This window comes from uncultured Sunxiuqinia sp. (assembly GCF_963974515.1).
GTDB lineage: Bacteria > Bacteroidota > Bacteroidia > Bacteroidales > Prolixibacteraceae > Sunxiuqinia.
Genome location: NZ_CAXBDD010000002.1, coordinates 95,767 through 113,328, shown reverse-complemented (window position 1 = coordinate 113,328; position 17,562 = coordinate 95,767). Strand labels below are relative to the sequence as shown.

9 protein-coding genes are annotated in these 17,562 nt (G+C 43.2%); 3 read left to right on the top strand and 6 right to left on the bottom strand.

What is annotated here, in order from left to right; genetic code table 11:
• Positions 1-125: 125 nt before the first annotated feature.
• From AAC033_RS01170 to accC, 3 genes are read right to left on the bottom strand one after another with little or no spacing between them, the layout of a single operon-like run.
• Positions 126-1,661 (bottom strand): acyl-CoA carboxylase subunit beta, encoded by a 1,536-nt coding sequence (locus tag AAC033_RS01170; protein ID WP_339734483.1) that lies wholly within the window; start codon positions 1,659-1,661, stop codon positions 126-128.
• An 11-nt stretch (positions 1,662-1,672) separates the two neighbouring features.
• On the bottom strand, positions 1,673-2,182 hold the full coding sequence (locus AAC033_RS01165; protein WP_339734481.1) for an acetyl-CoA carboxylase biotin carboxyl carrier protein subunit: 510 nt from the start codon (positions 2,180-2,182) through the stop codon (positions 1,673-1,675).
• 11 nt (positions 2,183-2,193) lie between these two features.
• Positions 2,194-3,708 (bottom strand): acetyl-CoA carboxylase biotin carboxylase subunit, encoded by a 1,515-nt coding sequence (gene accC / locus AAC033_RS01160; protein ID WP_339734479.1) that lies wholly within the window; start codon positions 3,706-3,708, stop codon positions 2,194-2,196.
• Positions 3,709-3,906: 198 nt separating this feature from the next.
• Here accC and AAC033_RS01155 point away from each other — a divergent pair, with 198 nt between their 5' ends.
• Both AAC033_RS01155 and AAC033_RS01150 read left to right on the top strand, forming a co-directional pair.
• Positions 3,907-6,537 (top strand): DUF5916 domain-containing protein, encoded by a 2,631-nt coding sequence (locus AAC033_RS01155; RefSeq protein WP_339734477.1) that lies wholly within the window; start codon positions 3,907-3,909, stop codon positions 6,535-6,537.
• Positions 6,538-6,725: 188 nt separating this feature from the next.
• Positions 6,726-8,060, top strand: a complete 1,335-nt coding sequence (locus tag AAC033_RS01150; RefSeq protein WP_339734475.1) for an MATE family efflux transporter — start codon at positions 6,726-6,728, stop codon at positions 8,058-8,060.
• A 7-nt stretch (positions 8,061-8,067) separates the two neighbouring features.
• Here AAC033_RS01150 and AAC033_RS01145 read toward each other — a convergent pair whose 3' ends face one another.
• Entirely contained in the window at positions 8,068-9,636 is a 1,569-nt protein-coding gene (locus tag AAC033_RS01145) for a glycosyltransferase family 39 protein (protein ID WP_339734473.1), read from the bottom strand.
• A gap of 123 nt (positions 9,637-9,759) precedes the next feature.
• On the opposite strand from AAC033_RS01145, the gene AAC033_RS01140 reads away from it, so the two are divergent.
• Positions 9,760-10,701 carry a glycosyltransferase family 2 protein gene (locus tag AAC033_RS01140; RefSeq protein WP_339734471.1) on the top strand — a complete coding sequence of 314 codons (942 nt, stop codon included), beginning with the start codon at positions 9,760-9,762 and terminating at the stop codon, positions 10,699-10,701.
• Positions 10,702-10,710: 9 nt separating this feature from the next.
• Here the strand turns inward: AAC033_RS01140 and AAC033_RS01135 are convergent, their stop codons facing one another.
• Both AAC033_RS01135 and AAC033_RS01130 read right to left on the bottom strand, forming a co-directional pair.
• A complete protein-coding gene (locus AAC033_RS01135; RefSeq protein WP_339734469.1) occupies positions 10,711-12,879 on the bottom strand; it encodes an ABC transporter substrate binding protein in 2,169 nt (722 codons plus the stop codon).
• Positions 12,880-13,015: 136 nt separating this feature from the next.
• Positions 13,016-17,269 (bottom strand): hypothetical protein, encoded by a 4,254-nt coding sequence (locus AAC033_RS01130; RefSeq protein ID WP_339734467.1) that lies wholly within the window; start codon positions 17,267-17,269, stop codon positions 13,016-13,018.
• Positions 17,270-17,562: the final 293 nt, after the last annotated feature.

Below are 17,562 nucleotides of genomic sequence, written 5' to 3'. Positions count from 1 at the left end.
TTATCTGAAATTTTGTCGACCAGCTTTTGTTGACATTGCAAGTAGTGAAGCGAGTATTGGTTGAAATTAGAAGAAGACCACCCGAAAATCGAGGCGAAAATTCCGGGTAGTCATTTCTAAATAAATTATAATGGGATATTTCCATGTTTGCGTGGAAGATTGGACTTGCGCTTGTTGTGGGTCATTTCCAGCGCATTAATAATTTTGATGCGTGTATCTTCCGGATATATAATCTCATCGATATACCCCAGCGAGGCGGCCCGATAGGGGTTGGCAAAAGCATCACGGTATTCTTCGACAGCTTTAGCTTTTTCGGCCTCATCGGTAATATCGCGGTTCAGAATGTTTATTGCGCCTTCAGGCCCCATAACGGCAATTTCTGCCGTCGGGAAGGCATAGTTAATATCGCCGCCAATGTGCTTGCTCGACATGACATCGTAAGCGCCACCGTAAGCTTTCCGGGTGATGAGCGTTATTTTTGGCACCGTTGCCTCAGCAAAAGCATAAAGCAATTTGGCGCCGTGTTTGATAATGCCGCCAAACTCCTGTTGAGTACCAGGCAAAAATCCCGGAACATCAACCAAAGTGACCAGCGGAATGTTGAAGGCATCGCAGAAACGTACAAAACGTGCAGCCTTAGCCGATGAGTTGATGTCGAGCACACCTGCCAAAACAGCTGGTTGGTTGGCTACAATGCCAACTGATTTACCCCCAAAGCGTGCAAAACCGATAACGATATTGGCAGCGTAGTTGGGTTGCACTTCCAGAAAGTGTTCATCGTCAACTATTTTCAGAATGATATCTTTCATGTCGTAAGCCTTGTTGGGATCTGCTGGGACAACATCGTGCAGGGCATCAATTTTACGGTCAATCGGATCGGTGGTCGTTTGAAGCGGGGGTTCTTCCATGTTGTTTGAAGGAATGAAACTCACCAATTCGCGCACCATCATGATGGTTTGTTCTTCGTTGTCACCCGAAAAATGAGCCACGCCACTTTTCGAAGTGTGTGTAACTGCTCCACCCAAATCTTCTTTGGTCACATTCTCGTGGGTTACAGTTCGGATGACATCGGGACCGGTAACAAACATGTGACTGGTTTCGTTGACCATGAAAATAAAATCGGTCAGGGCAGGAGAATAGACCGCCCCTCCGGCGCATGGTCCCAGAATTGTACTGATTTGCGGAATTACCCCTGACGAAAGAACGTTATTGTAGAAAATGTCGGCATAACCGGCCAAGCTTTGCACGCCCTCCTGAATTCGGGCGCCACCAGAGTCATTAAGGCCAATAAGCGGAGCTCCGTTTTCAATGGCCATTTTCTGGATCTTAACAATTTTATCAGCATTCGACCGGCTCATCGTTCCTCCAAAAACGGTGAAGTCCTGGGCAAAAATATACACCAGGCGATCGTGAATTTTTCCATAGCCAGTAACGACCCCATCACCTCGAAATTTCTTTTTGTCAATGCCGAAATCGGTTGCCCGATGCAGCACAAACTTATCGATCTCGTTAAATGTTCCCGGATCAAGCAGGTCTTCAATGCGTTCACGGGCGGTTTTTTTTCCGGCAGCATGTTGTTTTTCAATTCGCTCCTGGCCCCCGCCAATTTCAGCTTCCTTATTGAGTTGTTCTAATTTTTCGAATTTGCCTTTTAAGTCCATAGTTTTTTCAATTAATCAATTTCAATCAATACCTGGTTTGATTCTACCGTGTCACCATCGGCAACGTGAACCGCTTTCACAATGCCATCGAGCGCTACTTTGTACTCACTTTCCATTTTCATAGCTGCAATAATGATTGCGGTTTGTCCCTGGGTCACTGATTCACCTTCTTTTACCAATACTTTTACAATTTTACCTGGCATGGGCGCGGTAATCTGTTTCTCACTTTGCGCAATCGCTCCGGCGCCGCGGTTACGAATGTATCGTGCTTCGGCATCAATGATTTCCAGGTCGTAGGTATTATACAAGGTGTGCGCCGTATACGATTTTGGTTTTGGTGATGGTACCAGGGAAATATTATGTGAGCGGTTGCTCTCTATGATGGAAAAGGTTCCCTCGTCATTATGCATCAGGTCAACATTGTAAACCTTATCATCGACCATAATTTCGATGAGATTTTCATTTTGGTTTAAAATTTTAACGGACGCAATGCGGTCACCTAATTTTATTTCAATAGGCATATTTTTCTGTTTTATAAACGGTCAAAATTCTTTTGGTAAGTGTATTTCTTCCACCGATTCTTTGCCGGATTGAGCTCTTTGGTTGGAATGACTTTGTTTTTCCGGTTGATAAAATCGAAGTATGCGGCAATGATTACCATGTCTTGACTTTCGTCTGCGCTGGAATCATCGGCCAATAAAGTACTTCTATTTTTTTCGATGAAATTGGTGTCATAATTTCCACTGACAAAGTCGGCTGAATCCATGATTCGCTCCAAAAACTTGAGTGAGGTCCTGATTCCCGTGATTTTGTACTCGTAGAGGGCTCTTCGCATCCGTTGAATAGCCTCGCCACGTGTTTCAGCCCAAACAATCAATTTGGAGATCAGCGGATCGTAGTGAATTGGGATTTCATAGCCTTCATACACATAACCATCAGTTCGTACGCCTAATCCCAGGGGTTGCGTGATGGTGTGAATTTTTCCCGGACTCGGCATGAAGTTGTTGTCTGAGTCTTCCGCGTAAATGCGGCATTCGATGGCATGCCCTTTTTGTTCGAGCCTAGCTTGCTCCAGGTTTAGCTTCTGTCCTTCCGCAACCTGAATTTGTTTTTTCACCAAATCAATACCAGTGACCCGCTCAGTAATGGGATGTTCAACCTGCAAGCGGGTGTTCATCTCCAAGAAATAATAATTCCTGTCATTGTCCACTAAAAATTCAATTGTTCCGGCTCCAACGTAGTTCACCGCTTTGGCGGCGTCTACGGCATGTTTTCCCATTTGTTCGCGTAACTCAGGGGTCATCAAGACCGATGGCGTTTCTTCAACCATCTTCTGATGCCTGCGCTGGATAGAACACTCACGCTCAAACAAATGAACCACATTGCCATGTTCATCTCCCAACACCTGAAATTCAATGTGGTGTGGCGATATGACATATTTTTCAATGTAAACGGCATCGTCACTAAACGAGGCAAGCGCTTCGGAACGGGCCGCCCTGACTGAAGAAACAATGTCCTCAGCTTTTTCGACCAGGCGCATGCCTTTACCACCACCTCCGGCCGATGCTTTAATCATCACCGGCAACCCAATGGTTTGGATGGTTTTAATGGCTTCATCTTCCGACTGAATGGCCTCGGTTGTTCCGGGTACCACCGGAACACCTGCGGCAATCATGGCTTTGCGGGCCTGAATTTTATCACCCATTTTTTCAATCACTTCGGGAGTTGGCCCGATGAAAATAATGCCATTGTCGGTGCAAAGTTTCGCAAACTTGGCATTTTCAGATAAAAAGCCGTAGCCCGGGTGAATGGCATCGGCTTTTGATTGTAAAGCGACTTCAATAATTTTATCGGCTTTCAAATAACTGTCTTTCGACGGGGCCGGGCCTACATGATATGCTTCGTCAGCATAGCGTACATGCATGGATGTCCGGTCGGCATCGGAAAAAACAGCAACAGTTGCTATGCCCATTTCACGGCAAGTACGCATGATACGGACAGCAATTTCACCCCGGTTAGCAACCAGGATCTTGTTGATCTTCCTCATAATTAACTTTTAATACTTCAAATATTTGTCTTATTAAATAGTCTGGCTATAGTCTCTAAGTCTAACTTAAAAACCACATTCACCTTAAAAAGTTTCTCAATATCCTCATTAATTCTATCATTTTTCAAAAAAAATCGATGTTAAAAAACCTACTTGAATAATAAATTATGTATTTTTGATAGTCTTTAGAAAAAAATTATGTTCTACCAAAAATCACGCCTTCTGGTTTTTTCAGTTCTGGCTGGTCTTTGCTGGGTCAAATCGATTCAAGCACAGCAGTCTGGTAGTTATTCCTTATCTTCCGATTCGCTTGTCAATCAGGTCGCCAGTTATAAGAAAGTTTACTACGCTTCGTTTACGACTGAAAAAGTGAAAGTTGATGGTGAACTCGATGAGTCTTGCTGGAGTAACGGGCATTGGGGAGGAGGATTTGTTCAACAGCAACCACTGCAAGCTCAAGCTCCCTCGCAGGAAACGGAAGTATGTATTTTATACGACCGGAATAATCTTTACATCGCGATGCGCTGTTATGATAATGAACCGGAGAAGATTCGGCCAATTTTAAGCCGACGCGATGAAATGAATGGTGATATTGCGGGAATTGCGATTGACTCGTACGCGGATAGGCAGACTGCATTTGAATTTAATGTCTCTGCAGCTGGACAAAAGGTTGACCTCATGCACTTGGGCGCTTATGAGTGGGACCATAATTGGGATGCAGTGTGGGATGGCAAATCAGCGTTGAAAGATTCGATGTGGACGATTGAAATGCGCGTGCCTTTCAGCCAGCTTCGGTTTGCTGATGCCGAGGAGCAAGTGTGGGGGATGCATGTATGGCGTTGGATTGATCGGAATATGGAAGAAGCGCAGTGGAAACTGATTCCGGTTGACGCCCCGGCTATGGTCTATTTATTTGGTGAACTTCGCGGAATTAAAGACATCAATTCCAAGCGAAAAAAAGAGTTTTTGCCTTACGCAAGCACGCGCTATTCCCCCAATACGGATTTAGAAAACAAGACTAAGCTTGATTTTGGCCTGGACGGAAAAGTTGGTTTGAGTTCGGATTTCACGCTGGATTATACCATTAATCCGGATTTTGGGCAGGTCGAGGCTGATCCATCGGTTTTGAGTTTATCGTCGTATGAGGTTTTCTACAATGAAAAAAGGCCATTTTTTCTGGAAGGAAACAATGTGTTGGATTTCAGCACCGGACGGGATTTGCTGTTTTATTCGCGGCGGATTGGTCGCGCTCCCGTTTATTCGCCGGGGTTGCAGGATAAGCAGACGATGGCTATACCCGACAACACTTCCATCATTAGTGCCTTGAAGGTTACAGGAAAAAATAAAAAAGGTCTTTCCCTTGGTGTGGTGCAGAGTTTGACAGCGCGCGAAGAAGCGACTATCTATTCGGACGACGCGACCGAAAAGCTGACTGTTGAGCCTTTTTCGAGCTACTTTGTTGGCCGTGTCAAGCAGGATTTTAACGAAGGAAACACGGTTCTTGGCGGAATTCTAACCTCTTCGCTTCGTTCCATTAAGGACGAGCACCTGGAATTTGTACCCAGCTCGGCATTGGTTGGTGGTTTTGACTTGCAGCACAACTGGAAAAAGCGGAAGTACTTTTTCGACGCGAAAAGCTTTTTCAGCCGTGTAGGCGGAAGCAATGAAGCAATCAGCAGGTTGCAGCAGGCTTCGCAACATTATTTTCAACGTCCGGATGCTGACCACCTGACTTTTGACCCTGATAAAACCGAATTAACTGGCCATGGCGGCGAGTTAAAAGGGGGCAAGCGTAGCGGAAAGTTCCGTGCGATCGGGACCTTTAGTTGGCGTTCTCCAGGAGTTGACCTCAATGATTTGGGGTACATGTACCAAGCTGATTATCTGCAGCAAGAAACTGAATTGCGATACCAGGTAAACAAGCCATTGGGGATCTTAAGAGATTATTATTTCGACCTGACCCAGAACAATAGCTGGAGTTATGGTGGTGAGACAACTAAAAAAGAACTTGATCTGCATGCCTTTTTGCGGTTTACGAATTTGTGGCGCGTGCATGCTTACCTGGAATATGATTACAGTCAGTTTGATACGCGTGAGTTGCGCGGAGGCCCAAAGCTATATAAAGAAGATAGTTGGAAAGCCCGGATTTTTGTGCAGAGCAATAATGCAAAAAAAATACTCGTGGCTGGCGGACCAAATCTGACTTGGTCGGTTGATGAGGTTTCCAAGCGGGCGGTATATACCTTTTTCGTGCGATGGCAAATCAACGATCGGATTAGCATTAACAGTCAAACCGATTATGAATTGATGACCGACTACCACGAGTATGTTCGCAAGCTCAACCTTTCCGACAACCGGACTGGCTACCTGGTTGGTCAGCTCGACAGGAAAACAATTTCGACCACCTTAAGGCTCGAATATTTTATTACCCCGGAGTTTTCGCTCCAGTATTATGCCAATCCCTATGCTTCGGTTGGACAGTACAGCAATTTCAGGCGGGTAAACGAGGGCAGCAGTAAAAACATCAATGAGCGTTACTTTAGCCCACAAGACATCAGCCTGGAAAAAAATTCCTACAACATGACTGATGCGCAATCGGAAAGTTACGCGTTTGCCAATCCTGATTTCAACTACCAGGAATTGCGCTCGAATCTGGTTGCCCGCTGGGAATTCAGGCCGGGATCGACTGTGTATTTGGTGTGGAACAGTTCACGCTACTTGTATGAACGAAGCAGTAACTATTCGGTCACTAAGAGCTATGGCGATCTTTTTGGCTTGAAATCAGACAATGTCTTTATGATCAAGTTTAGCTACTGGTTTTCGTTATAAGCTAATGTCTTTACTTCCGATTGAATAATTTGCTATCGGAAAACAGATTTTGCTGATTTGATCAAAATAATTCATTTCATTTCCTTAAACAGAAAACATTCGTTTACTTTTGTGCAATTTTAATGCAAAGGTGCAAGAACCATTTTTGCTCGATTTGGTTTTTGTCTGTTTAAAATGACATTGAATTCGTGAGACTTTCAGATTATATCCCGTTATATAAAAAAAGCCTGCACCTGGCTTTTCCTGTTATTTTATCACAAATTGGCCAGGTAACGGTTAGCTTGGTTGATAATATGATGGTTGGGCATGTGGGAACCGTTGAGTTGGCTGCGGCAGCATTTTCCATCAATATTTTTCATATTGGCATGTTGTTGGGAATTGGAATTACCATGGGCTTGACTCCGTTGGTTGGCCATGTTTACAGTCAGAAGAAGGAACAACAAGTAGGCGAATACCTGAAAAACGGCTTGTTTGTGCATGGTGTGGCAACTTTGGTGATCGGCGTGATCATGGCTTTTATAAGCCTCTTTCTCAACCGGATGGGGCAGCCGGAAGAAGTCGTAAAACAAGCTGTGCCTTACTATTTGTTGCTGGTGACCTCCCTATTTCCCATGCTGCTGTTCTATTCATTCAAACAGTTTCTGGAAGGTGTGGGCAACACCAAAATTGCCATGTACATTACCCTCACGTCCAATCTGGTCAATATTATTCTGAATTATTTGCTGATTTACGGAAAGTTTGGATTTCCAGAGTGGGGGCTCAATGGTGCCGGAATTGCCACGCTCATTTCCCGAATAATTATGCCAGTAATGTTGATTCCCTTTGTATTGAAAAACAAACAGTACAAACGCGAATTCCGCATTGCTTATCATGCGCGGATTCAGCTCAAATTGCTGAAAGAAGTGTTTGCGGTAGGTTTCCCAATTGGCTTGCAAATCATTGTTGAAGTGAGTACGTTCAGCTTCGGAGCCATCATGATGGGCTGGATTAGTAAGGAGGCATTGGCCGCGCACCAGGTAGCCATTGGCTTAGCTTCATTTACCTACATGATCAGCTTAGGGTTGGGAGCCGGGACCACCATATTGGTCAGTCATAGCCGCGGATTTGATGATCCGCTGAAAATGCGACGAAGCATCTACGCCTCGTTCCATCTGGTCGTTTTGTTTATGTCGGTGATGGGTGTTTTGTTTGTACTGCTGCGGCACCAGTTGCCGTTTCTGTTTACCGAAGACCCCGAGGTTATTTTAATTGCAGCAAACCTGCTGATTGTGGCCGCGCTTTTTCAGATCTTTGACGGTATTCAAGTAATTCTGTTGGCTTCGCTCCGCGGATTGTCTGATGTGAAACACCCCATGTTTATGGCTTTTATCAGCTACATGGTTTTAGGGCTACCTATCAGTTACCTTTTCGGAATTGTGCTTGGATTTGGCGCAATTGGCGTTTGGATTGGTTTCCTGAGCGGGTTGGCTTTTGCTGCTTTGCTTTTCTCATTTCGGTTAAAGAAGCACCTCCATTTCAAATAGAAAAGCCTCAATTTTTTCGTGTTAGCAAAACGGTCGTGGGGCGTTCCATAATATCGCGGGCTGAAAAGGAAACCTTCACTTGATCTGGCAACCTCACCCCTTCGAGTTTTCGCTTGGTCGAAATAATGACACCATCAGGATATTCGTCGAAAAAGTTGGTGAACTGATCGTATTCCAGGTGTTCAATTTCCTTTTGAAGATAAAATGAGAAGGAAGGATTAAACTTTTCAAAATACCGAATTTCTTTTCCTTCCAGCAAGTGCAGGCTTTGAGCCACCGGGTTTTCCTGGTCGATTCGCGGAAAAACCAAGGAGATAAAGCTGAGTGCACCCAAAAGACTACTCACTCCAATAAGCTTTATCGCCAACTTTAATCGTTTTTTGGAGAACCAATAATACGCCACGGCAAAACCCAGCGGAATGGGAAGGAAATACCAGGCCAAGGAGTCTAAATGAGCCAGTGCCGGGTCGAAACTGATGCCGATATAAAGCGCCGGAATCAAAATAATACCAAAGATGAGCAGCACCAGCATACTCGCTTTGGGTTTGGCGAAGTTGAAGTTGAGTTGAGACAGCCACAGCCCCAGCAGTATGGCAAAAAACGGGTAAGCTGGCACAGTATAATTGGGCAGTTTGGTGCGCGAAATGGAAAAGAAAACCACAATTGTCAGTCCGGCCACTAAGCTGAGCAAGGTGAAATCATCTTTTCGGTTGGCAAAGGCCTTTTTTAAGGCTTGAACAATAAAGGCCGAAAAGGGAAAAAGGCCGAGCAAAACAAACAAAATGGTGATCAGGAAGATTCCTCCATGTCCTTCCATCTCGCTGGAAAAACGGCCCAGATTGTGTTTGAAGAAGAAACCATCAGTCCACACCCCGTTGGTTTTCACGTGAACCAGGATGTACCAGGGCAGAGCGATCGCCAAGACAATGGCCGCGCCCAGAAATGGCCTCAGCTGCTTTATTTCGATCCATTTGAAACGCTTACTGAAAATCAGAAACAGAAGAAAAATCAACCCGGGCAAGCCGATGGCAACCGGGCCTTTCGATAACGTTCCCAAGCCAATTGAGCCATAAAGCATCAACAGGTAGATGAATCGTTTTTCTTTGACAGCCCCATAGAATGAGAACAGGCTGGCAGTGAAGAAAAAGATCAGATAGGGATCGGGAACAGCTAAATGAAACTGGATATTGAGGTGGATGGAAGCCAATAAGATAAAAACAGTCCATAATCCAGCTTTTTCAGAATGAAAACGGCGAACAAACAGAAAACTTATCAAAATTGTCAGGGCACCGAAAACAGCCGAAAAGAACCGGGCCGAAAAGGCATTGACCCCGAAAATGGAGTAACTAAGCATCATGAAAAAGTAGTGCAAGGGCGGTTTGTCGGTACGCAGCTCGTGGTTGAAAGTGGGAACAATCAGGTCGCCCCGGGTAAACATTTCGGCAGCGCAGGTTGCATTCTTCGCTTCATCCAAAATGTATATGCTACTGCCACCAATATTGAAAAGGTAGCTTACTAAGGCAACGGAAAAAATAAACCAGGGATAATATTTGGGCTTGTTCAATCGCTTGAGCATGGGGCAAACCAGTTTTAAATTGATGATTCTATTAGATAACTTTCAGCCTTTTTTGTTAATTTCGTGTCGCTAAATAAGACAATTTCGGCAAAGATATTCTTTAATCGCCATAAACAGAAAATCATGAAGCAATTAAGTGTGGTTATTTGTGTTTACAACGAAGAGTTGAACATTCGGCCACTGAGCGAACAAATAAAAGGCGCTCTCAAAGATTTCGATTACGAAGCAATTTTTGTGGATGACGGATCGACCGACCGCACGCGCGAAGAAGTGAAAGCGATTAATGATGAGCATTTTTTGCTGCTTGAATTGAAGAAGAACTACGGACAGAGCTCAGCGCTGCAAGCTGGAATTGATGCCGCTTCGGGCGAGTATATCGCTCTTATTGATGGCGATTTGCAGAATGATCCAAAAGATATTCCGATGATGTTGAAGATGGCAATCGATGGCCAATGGGATATGGTTGCCGGCGTGAGGGCCAATCGTAAGGACGGCGCTTTTTTCCGCAAAATCCCAAGCAAAATTGCCAACTACCTCATTCGCGAGGCTACCGGAATCCGGATGAAAGATCTGGGCTGCACCTTAAAAGTATTCACCAATGAAGCGATCAAAAGCATTCATATATATGGCGAGCTACACCGGTTTATTCCGGCACTTTTAGCACTCGAGGGTTCTACCAGGATAACCCAGGTTGATGTGAATCACCGAGCCCGTGAGTTTGGAAAATCGAAATATAACCTGAGCCGGACCACGCGGGTTTTCAGCGACTTAATTCTGATGGTCTTCTTCAAGAAATATATGCAACGACCGATGCACTTTTTTGGCGGAATTGGGATTGTTACGCTGGGGATCGGCTTTTTGATTAATTTTTACCTGTTAGGTTTGAAGCTTTTGGGCTACGACATTTGGGGAAAACCAATTTTGATTTTGGGCATGCTTTTAGTGATGGGGGGCATTCAGTTTATGACCATCGGAATCATGGCCGAAATTCTAATGCGTACTTACTACGAAGGTCAAAATAAAAAGCCGTACCGGGTGCGCCGGATCACGGTTACCAGCAAATAATAGATCGGGTTAGGTGGCGCTTTGTTTTTCTTTCGGGTGGGTAAAGTAAAATCGGGAGCCTTCATTAACAGCGGACATCACCCAAATATGTCCTCCGAGTTTTTCGACAAGGGAACGTGCGATGGAAAGCCCAAGACCAGTGCCTCCCTGGTTTCGCGTGATATGTTCTTCAATTTGCTGAAAAGCCGAGAAAATTTCGTTTTGTTTGTTGTCCGGTATTCCAATGCCGCTATCTTTTACGAAAAATTGAATCATGTTATCTTCGCGATATTTGTACCCAAACTCAATGGTGCCCTCGTCTGTAAATTTCAGAGCATTGCCCAACAGGTTTAAAAGCACTTGTTTTAAGCGGACTTCGTCGGTTTCAATTACTAATTCCTGAGCAGCATCCCGATCTTTGGACAAAACCAGTTGTAGGTGTGATTTCTGATTGATTACCAGTTGATTTTTAACCAGTTCATAAACATCGTCAAGTATTTTATTAAGATGGTGCTCTTGCTTTTTGACGACTAACTGGTTGGCTTCAATCTTGCTCAGATCGATAATGTCGTTGATAATGGTGAGCAGGTGTTCGCCACTAGTCTGAATGTGACGGATAAATTCTTTTCGGATGATTTCATCATCATGATATTCTTCGAGTAAGGATGAGAAACCTAAAATACTGTTCATTGGTGTCCGGATTTCATGGCTCATATTAGCCAGAAAAGCCGATTTCAGCCGGTCACTCTCCTCGGCTCTTTTTTTTGCTTCTATCAGTTCTTGCTCGGCTTGAACCCGATGCGAGATGTCATGAATAATCACATAAATAAATGTGGTGTTATCGAAGATAATTTTTCCGCTATGAATTTCAACATCTTTTGTGCGCCCATCCTTCAGGTGGTGCTTTTGTTCGAAATGACTGTTTTGCTTTTGCGATTGGCTGAAAAATGCTTTGATATCCAGTTTGGGAAGTCGGCACAGATCTTGAAAATAAAGTGCTTTTAGTTCCTTCTGGTTGTACCCATAAAACCCGGCGGCGGCTTTGTTAGCATCTCTTATTTGCTGCGTGTTGGCATGGATAAGCAGCATCATCGAATGGCTTTCGTTAAAAATATTGAGGTAATTTTCAGCAATCATCCGAAGCGACTTTTCAGTTTTTCGTTTGCTGTTAATTAGATAGATAACCAGAAAAAGTATAAAGAAGAGAGCCAAAATAGCCGTGATAACCTTTATCAATTCCAAGCGGGCAATTTCAACATTCATTTGTGGCTGGTTGAGCAAAAGCACCCGTTGCGGGACCAACTCAAGGTTGATACTGTGTTTTTTCAATTGGTTGTAGTCGACAATGCTTGTTGTGGGGAGGGTACTGCTTATTTTGAATTGTGTTGGTGACGCTCCGGCCAGAATTTGCTTGCCAACCATACCAGCCGCGTACATGTGATCATAATAGTTTATGATTGTTCCTCCCATGAAGCCGTCACCAACCCCTTCATCATAAGCATGGTAGATTATGGCTTTCGTGTTGTTTTTAAGAAATTCGACAATTTGTTCCAGTCCTAAATAAATGTCTTTCAAACGGTACGAAGCCATTAGTAATACCAGGTTGTCAGCTGGAATTGCCCGAATTTTTTGAGTGTATTCCTCGAAGGTTAGATCGCTGACGTTTATTTTTTCAACACCAAAGCTGGGAAACAGAGCAATCTTTTGTTGAAAGACCCGGTAGTCTGCCATTGCCGTGGTTGTGTTATCTGTAATTACCTGCAATTTTGTCCGATTGGGATGAAGTTTCTGAATCAAGTTCAGGGTGTTTTCCAGCGAAATGTTTTCGGTAAAGCCCGTAATCCATGGATTATTCTCCTGCTCCATTGCTTTTTTTTGGTCGTTAATGCCCCAGAAAACGATCGGAGTTTGGTTAAATAATTCATTCTGGAATTCTAAACAAAAGTTGAAAGCATTGTCGTTGCAGGCAATCACAAGGTCGTATCGTTGTAAGGTTTGTTGCTTGAGCTTAATGTGTTGAAAAATGGTCGAATTGAGCTGGCCTTCGGGATAACGTTTCGAATCCAGAAATTCAATGTCAACAGAGTAGTCTTTTTCAGGAAAAATTTCATCAATAGCTACTTCTGATTCCTGGTAAATATGAAAGCTTGCGTTGTAGGAATAAATGATCAGTACTCTTTTCTGTTCGGACTGTCCCATGCAAGAAATCGAACAAAGCAGTAGGGTGCTAAAAATCAGATATGTGATTGTTTTTTGCAATGGACTAGGTGCGCGTTAAAAATTATTTAGTAAAATGGTGCATAAAAATAGCTTTTTTTTTGCTGATGTTAAAAGATCATTCGTCCTCATTTTCCTTTATTCCGAAAGTATTTTTTGCACCACTAAAAATCGATTTCCACCAATAGTTGACGATCGACTTTTGCGGATCTCGTTTAAAACGGATTTCATCGGGGAGCAGGATGCGGGTTCGTGGGTGCTTCGATTTCAATACCAAACTATTGGTTAGAAAACTCAGGAATTTAGCTTCTCTCGTATCCCCGTCTTTTTGTTCGAGAATGGTGATTTTAAGATCGTCGTAGGCAAATCGAAGCTTTCCGTCGGCTTGGGTTTCGTTGGCTGTAAATTCAAAATCGAATCGGTTAAGCTGTCCAGAACGAACGGCGATTCCTGCCGCATTTCGGGTAATGGGATTTAAAGTCTCTAAGTCAAATGGCTGAATTTGTCCACGTACCGTAAAACTGTTGTTGGATGAAAGGAGATTGTAAGTCATGGTTGTTTGGAGCAAAGCTTCGCCCATGAGCAATGCATTGGCTTTAACGTTTAATTCTGGTTTTGCATTCAACAGGTAGGGGAGATTGGTTACCGGAAATGCCCGGATATTCATCTTTTCAAAATACACCACCCCCGGCAAAGGCCTGTCTGCAGTTTGTTCCTCATAACGAATGGTGTAATCGTTCAATTTGAGGGTATCGAAATAAATTGGAAGCGCCAGGTTTTTGATTAACTCCTGAGGCAGCTTGGATTGTTTGTTTGGATCGTCTGGTGTTCGTTTGTCGCGATAAATATTCAGGGATCCACCGCTGGCAATTAACTGCGAAGCGGTCAGTTCGCCTTGATTAAACCATCTTTTCAGATCCAAATTCATCACGTCCAATTTGCTGATGGTTCCTTGGTAATGGTCGGCTTCAAAAAGAATAGCCGACTGAAATTGCTGTTTGCTATACCGGGGGTTGATCTTGATATCGGCAACGGATAAGTGGTTGTTCTGATTGCTGAATTGAATATCGCCCAAATGAAAATTATATTGATTTGATTCATCCGAAAAAGCATAATTTTTCAGGTTCAGCTTTACCGATTTTGCTCCAAGTAACCGGTCATTTGGAGTGGTGTCCAACGCAAATTCATGTAATTCAATCTGCAGATTTGGATAACTTTTTGATTGATCATGACCGATTCGTATTAGCTCAGCCTCATTGAGCTGAATGCTTTGAGCAGCAATTTCACGGACAATAGGTGAAATGTCCGGGGGAATTTTTAGTTGGTACAGGTTGATTTTCGAGTCGCCCGTCGCTTTTGCACGAATTGTCAAGCTCGGTTTGTCGGCCTGGATGGACTTAAACTGAAGACTATGTTCATTCAAGACCTGCTGAATATTGACTTTTTCGAAAGTCAGCGACGGAATATTCAACTGAACAAAACCAGTTTCACCGTTGCTGGCTGTATTTTTCAGAAGCAGGTTGCTTACGGTCAGATTTTTCTCATGGGTTGAAAAATGAAGTTCATCGGCGGTATAGTCAACGGTTCCCTTTTCAGGTTTGAAAATAACTCGGCTCAAAGTGGTCGAAATGTTGTCCGACTTGAAAGTAGCCGGCTGATTTGCCCCATGGCTAATCAAGCTGTTGTTGTCGCCAATCATTGATATTCCAGAGGTCAGCACTTTCGATTCATTAAACTCATCGGTATTGTAAATGTCAATTTGTCCGTTGGTTAGTATAAACTGGCCAATCATCAGTCGCTGCATTTCCTTGGGCAACGGCACTTCGATGTCCTGAAAAACCACTTGCTTTTGTGGTTTTTGCGAGCGATAAAGATTGATACTTGGTTGATCGATTAGAACCCGGTCAACATCAAGTTTTTGTTCAAAATAAGCTTCCTCCAAATCAACACCCTGCAGTCTGATTTCGGGAATATTAATGTGGAAATGCAGGGGCAAATCTCCGTAAATGCGACTGCTGATATCGGGATATAAAATGGCGTTGCGGATGTAAATTTCAGATTTTTTCGATGAGATGCCAATTTCGCTGGCCTGCATGTTGTGCACATCATCGGATAGCTGAAACAGCTGGTCTTCGATTTGCAATTCAAAATCATCAGCAAAAAATAAGCGATCTTTTTCAATTTCAGTTTCATTCAGTAAAAAGTTTTCCAGCTCAACACTAAATTTATTGTTGAAAGAACTGGTTTTACCTCGTCGACTGTGTGTAACCAACTCAATATTGCCATTTGGTGCTGAGATTTTTCCAATGGAAATACTTTCGATGTACTTGTTTAACAACTCGTACAATTCGCGCGGATTGGTCTTTTTTGTTCTGGTCTTGGGATGTGAAAAAACTTCAAGATAAATGCTGGGTTCAACGATCGAAAAATTATTGATGTGCAGGTTTTTTCTGAAGAAAGCCTGGTGGATGTTCGTATTACTTAAAACGAGTGATGGAATTTTGATTTCGTATATCTGCGAGCGATTGTAGCGTTTCAACAAGCGGGCATTTTGTCCTGGTGAGTCCGGAAATAGGTGCAAATTCTTCATGCTTGCCCTGTTGGTGTGCGACGACACGGCAATTTCATCAATTTCCAGCCGGTGAATCTGGTCAATCAATTTCATCTTGTAGTTCGAAAAAGTCAGATCGATATTGGTCGCAAAAAAAAGTTTGTCGGTTCGTTCGGCGCTGATTGAATCGAGCGAGAAATCGGTCAACCTAAAGTCGAAATCAGAAGAAATTACACCCGATCGTTGCGGTCCTTCATCGGTATTGATCACAAACCGGCCCCGATCGAATTCAACGACATTGGCATACACCCCTTTGATGTAGTTCCGAATGAAGTGATAGAGTAAGCTGTTGGTCTCTAGTTGCTCTTTCTGCTTCTTCTCGCCCTGGTTGATGATTAACGCCGGACTGAACGCCAAAACAGATTGAAGCGGCATTTCGCGCGAATGAAACAGTCTTTTTAGATCGATGTCTATTAACCGGATGCTGTCACATACCATGTCGACAGTCGTTAATTCGGTGCTCGGGTTTTGGCTGGGTTTCAGTTGCAGCTGATCGGCCTGAATGAAGCTGTTTTCGGTGTTGGCTATGATGTTTGTTGCGTCAAAACGATGTATTTCGTCATTCATCAAAAGGTAGTAGTTGTCGATCTGCAGGTATAGGTTTTCCGAGTAAAGGATGCGTTCCGGATCATTAAAAGAATGATCGTTGAGCTCAAAACTTTCGAGCTGAACGTTTAAATCATAAAACTCCTGGATACTTAATTTATCCTCATTTCTTCGTTCAATTTGCAGTTTTCTGGCATTCATCGAAAGATGGTTGATGCTCAGTTGATCAAATTCTCCTTCAACCAACTGAAACAGATCGAACGCTTTGACTTGTCTTAAATTAATTTCAGGTGCGTCTTCTTGAGGAACCACTTTAATATCGGCGCGGTTCAGAAACAGCGAATCAATCTGGATGCTGTCTGTTTGGAACAGCTTCTTTAATTGTTCCGACTTAATGGAAATATCCGGGATTTCAACAAAATACCGCGTGTGGGTTGCCATGCTGTTTGGAACTGGAGCCAATTGTATTTTCGTCCCCCTGATATCCTTTTTTTTCAATGAATATTGAATCTTCTGAACGGTAAGTTCGTGGATGCTGTCGGCCAGTGCTTTCCGGTAATTGTCTATACTCAGAAAAATATCGTCGGCTTGAAAGAAGTCCTCGCGGTGAGTCAGTAACTCCGGATCAGTATAAAAGTCAGACATGCCCACGTTGAAATTGAGCTCACCCAAACGGCTTTTTTGCTCCTGATCTGCAAATTGATCCTTGATGAATCCGGCGTTAGTCAGCTCAATTTCATCAATGGAAACGGATCGAAGGTTTTCACCGAAAAGCGATTGTAATTCCCGGATAAAGCTAAACGGACTTTTCGATTCCGAAGTTGCCAGCGTGTCTTTGGGAATATTCCAGGCCGGCGAATCGAGTTGCAGTTTCTTAATATGAAGTTTTTTATCCCGCAGAAGCTGTAGCAGGTTGATTTTTCGTATGGCGAGTGTTTTGGCTTTTAAAAAGTCAATGTTGACAGAATCGGTTTGTTTTTTGATTTCTATATCATTAAAAATTAAGCTCCGTGTAAATATATTGACCGATAAATCATTCAAGTATAAAGAGTAACTACCCTGCGTTTTTTTATTTAGTTGTGAGCTGAGCTCATTTTTAACTAAGCTTTCAGCAAAAATAAGAAGGAGTAAAAACGCGAGCAATGCCAGCCCTAAAACCATTGCCAAGATCCACTTGGTCAATCGTTTCCGTGTTTTATTTTCGGTCTGGTTCATCGGTTATCAACTATCAAACTAAATGCTTTATATACTTGAGACCAATTTTGCAAAAAAAGTTGCGTATTCAAAAGAAAATTGGGTTTTCATTCGCTTTGGAACAGATAAAAATGAAAGGTGTTATATAACGTATTAATTGCAAGAGTGCTAAAGCTCATTTTTTATATTTTTAGGCCGACGAACTTAAACCCTGATCATGCAATGGATAAAAATACGCAATTTAATGAATCCCAATTCCGCTTGGGGTGTTCTGTTCCGTTCTCTTTTTGCTGTCTTTTATTTTCCTGTTCCGA

Coding starts and splice junctions, on each gene's coding strand:
- AAC033_RS01135 (WP_339734469.1), bottom strand. CDS start 12,879: ATGGGACAGTCCGAACAGAAAAGAGTACTGATCATTTATTCCTACAAC.
- AAC033_RS01170 (WP_339734483.1), bottom strand. CDS start 1,661: ATGGACTTAAAAGGCAAATTCGAAAAATTAGAACAACTCAATAAGGAA.
- AAC033_RS01155 (WP_339734477.1), top strand. CDS start 3,907: ATGTTCTACCAAAAATCACGCCTTCTGGTTTTTTCAGTTCTGGCTGGT.
- AAC033_RS01165 (WP_339734481.1), bottom strand. CDS start 2,182: ATGCCTATTGAAATAAAATTAGGTGACCGCATTGCGTCCGTTAAAATT.
- AAC033_RS01145 (WP_339734473.1), bottom strand. CDS start 9,636: ATGCTCAAGCGATTGAACAAGCCCAAATATTATCCCTGGTTTATTTTT.
- AAC033_RS01130 (WP_339734467.1), bottom strand. CDS start 17,269: ATGAACCAGACCGAAAATAAAACACGGAAACGATTGACCAAGTGGATC.
- AAC033_RS01140 (WP_339734471.1), top strand. CDS start 9,760: ATGAAGCAATTAAGTGTGGTTATTTGTGTTTACAACGAAGAGTTGAAC.
- accC (WP_339734479.1), bottom strand. CDS start 3,708: ATGAGGAAGATCAACAAGATCCTGGTTGCTAACCGGGGTGAAATTGCT.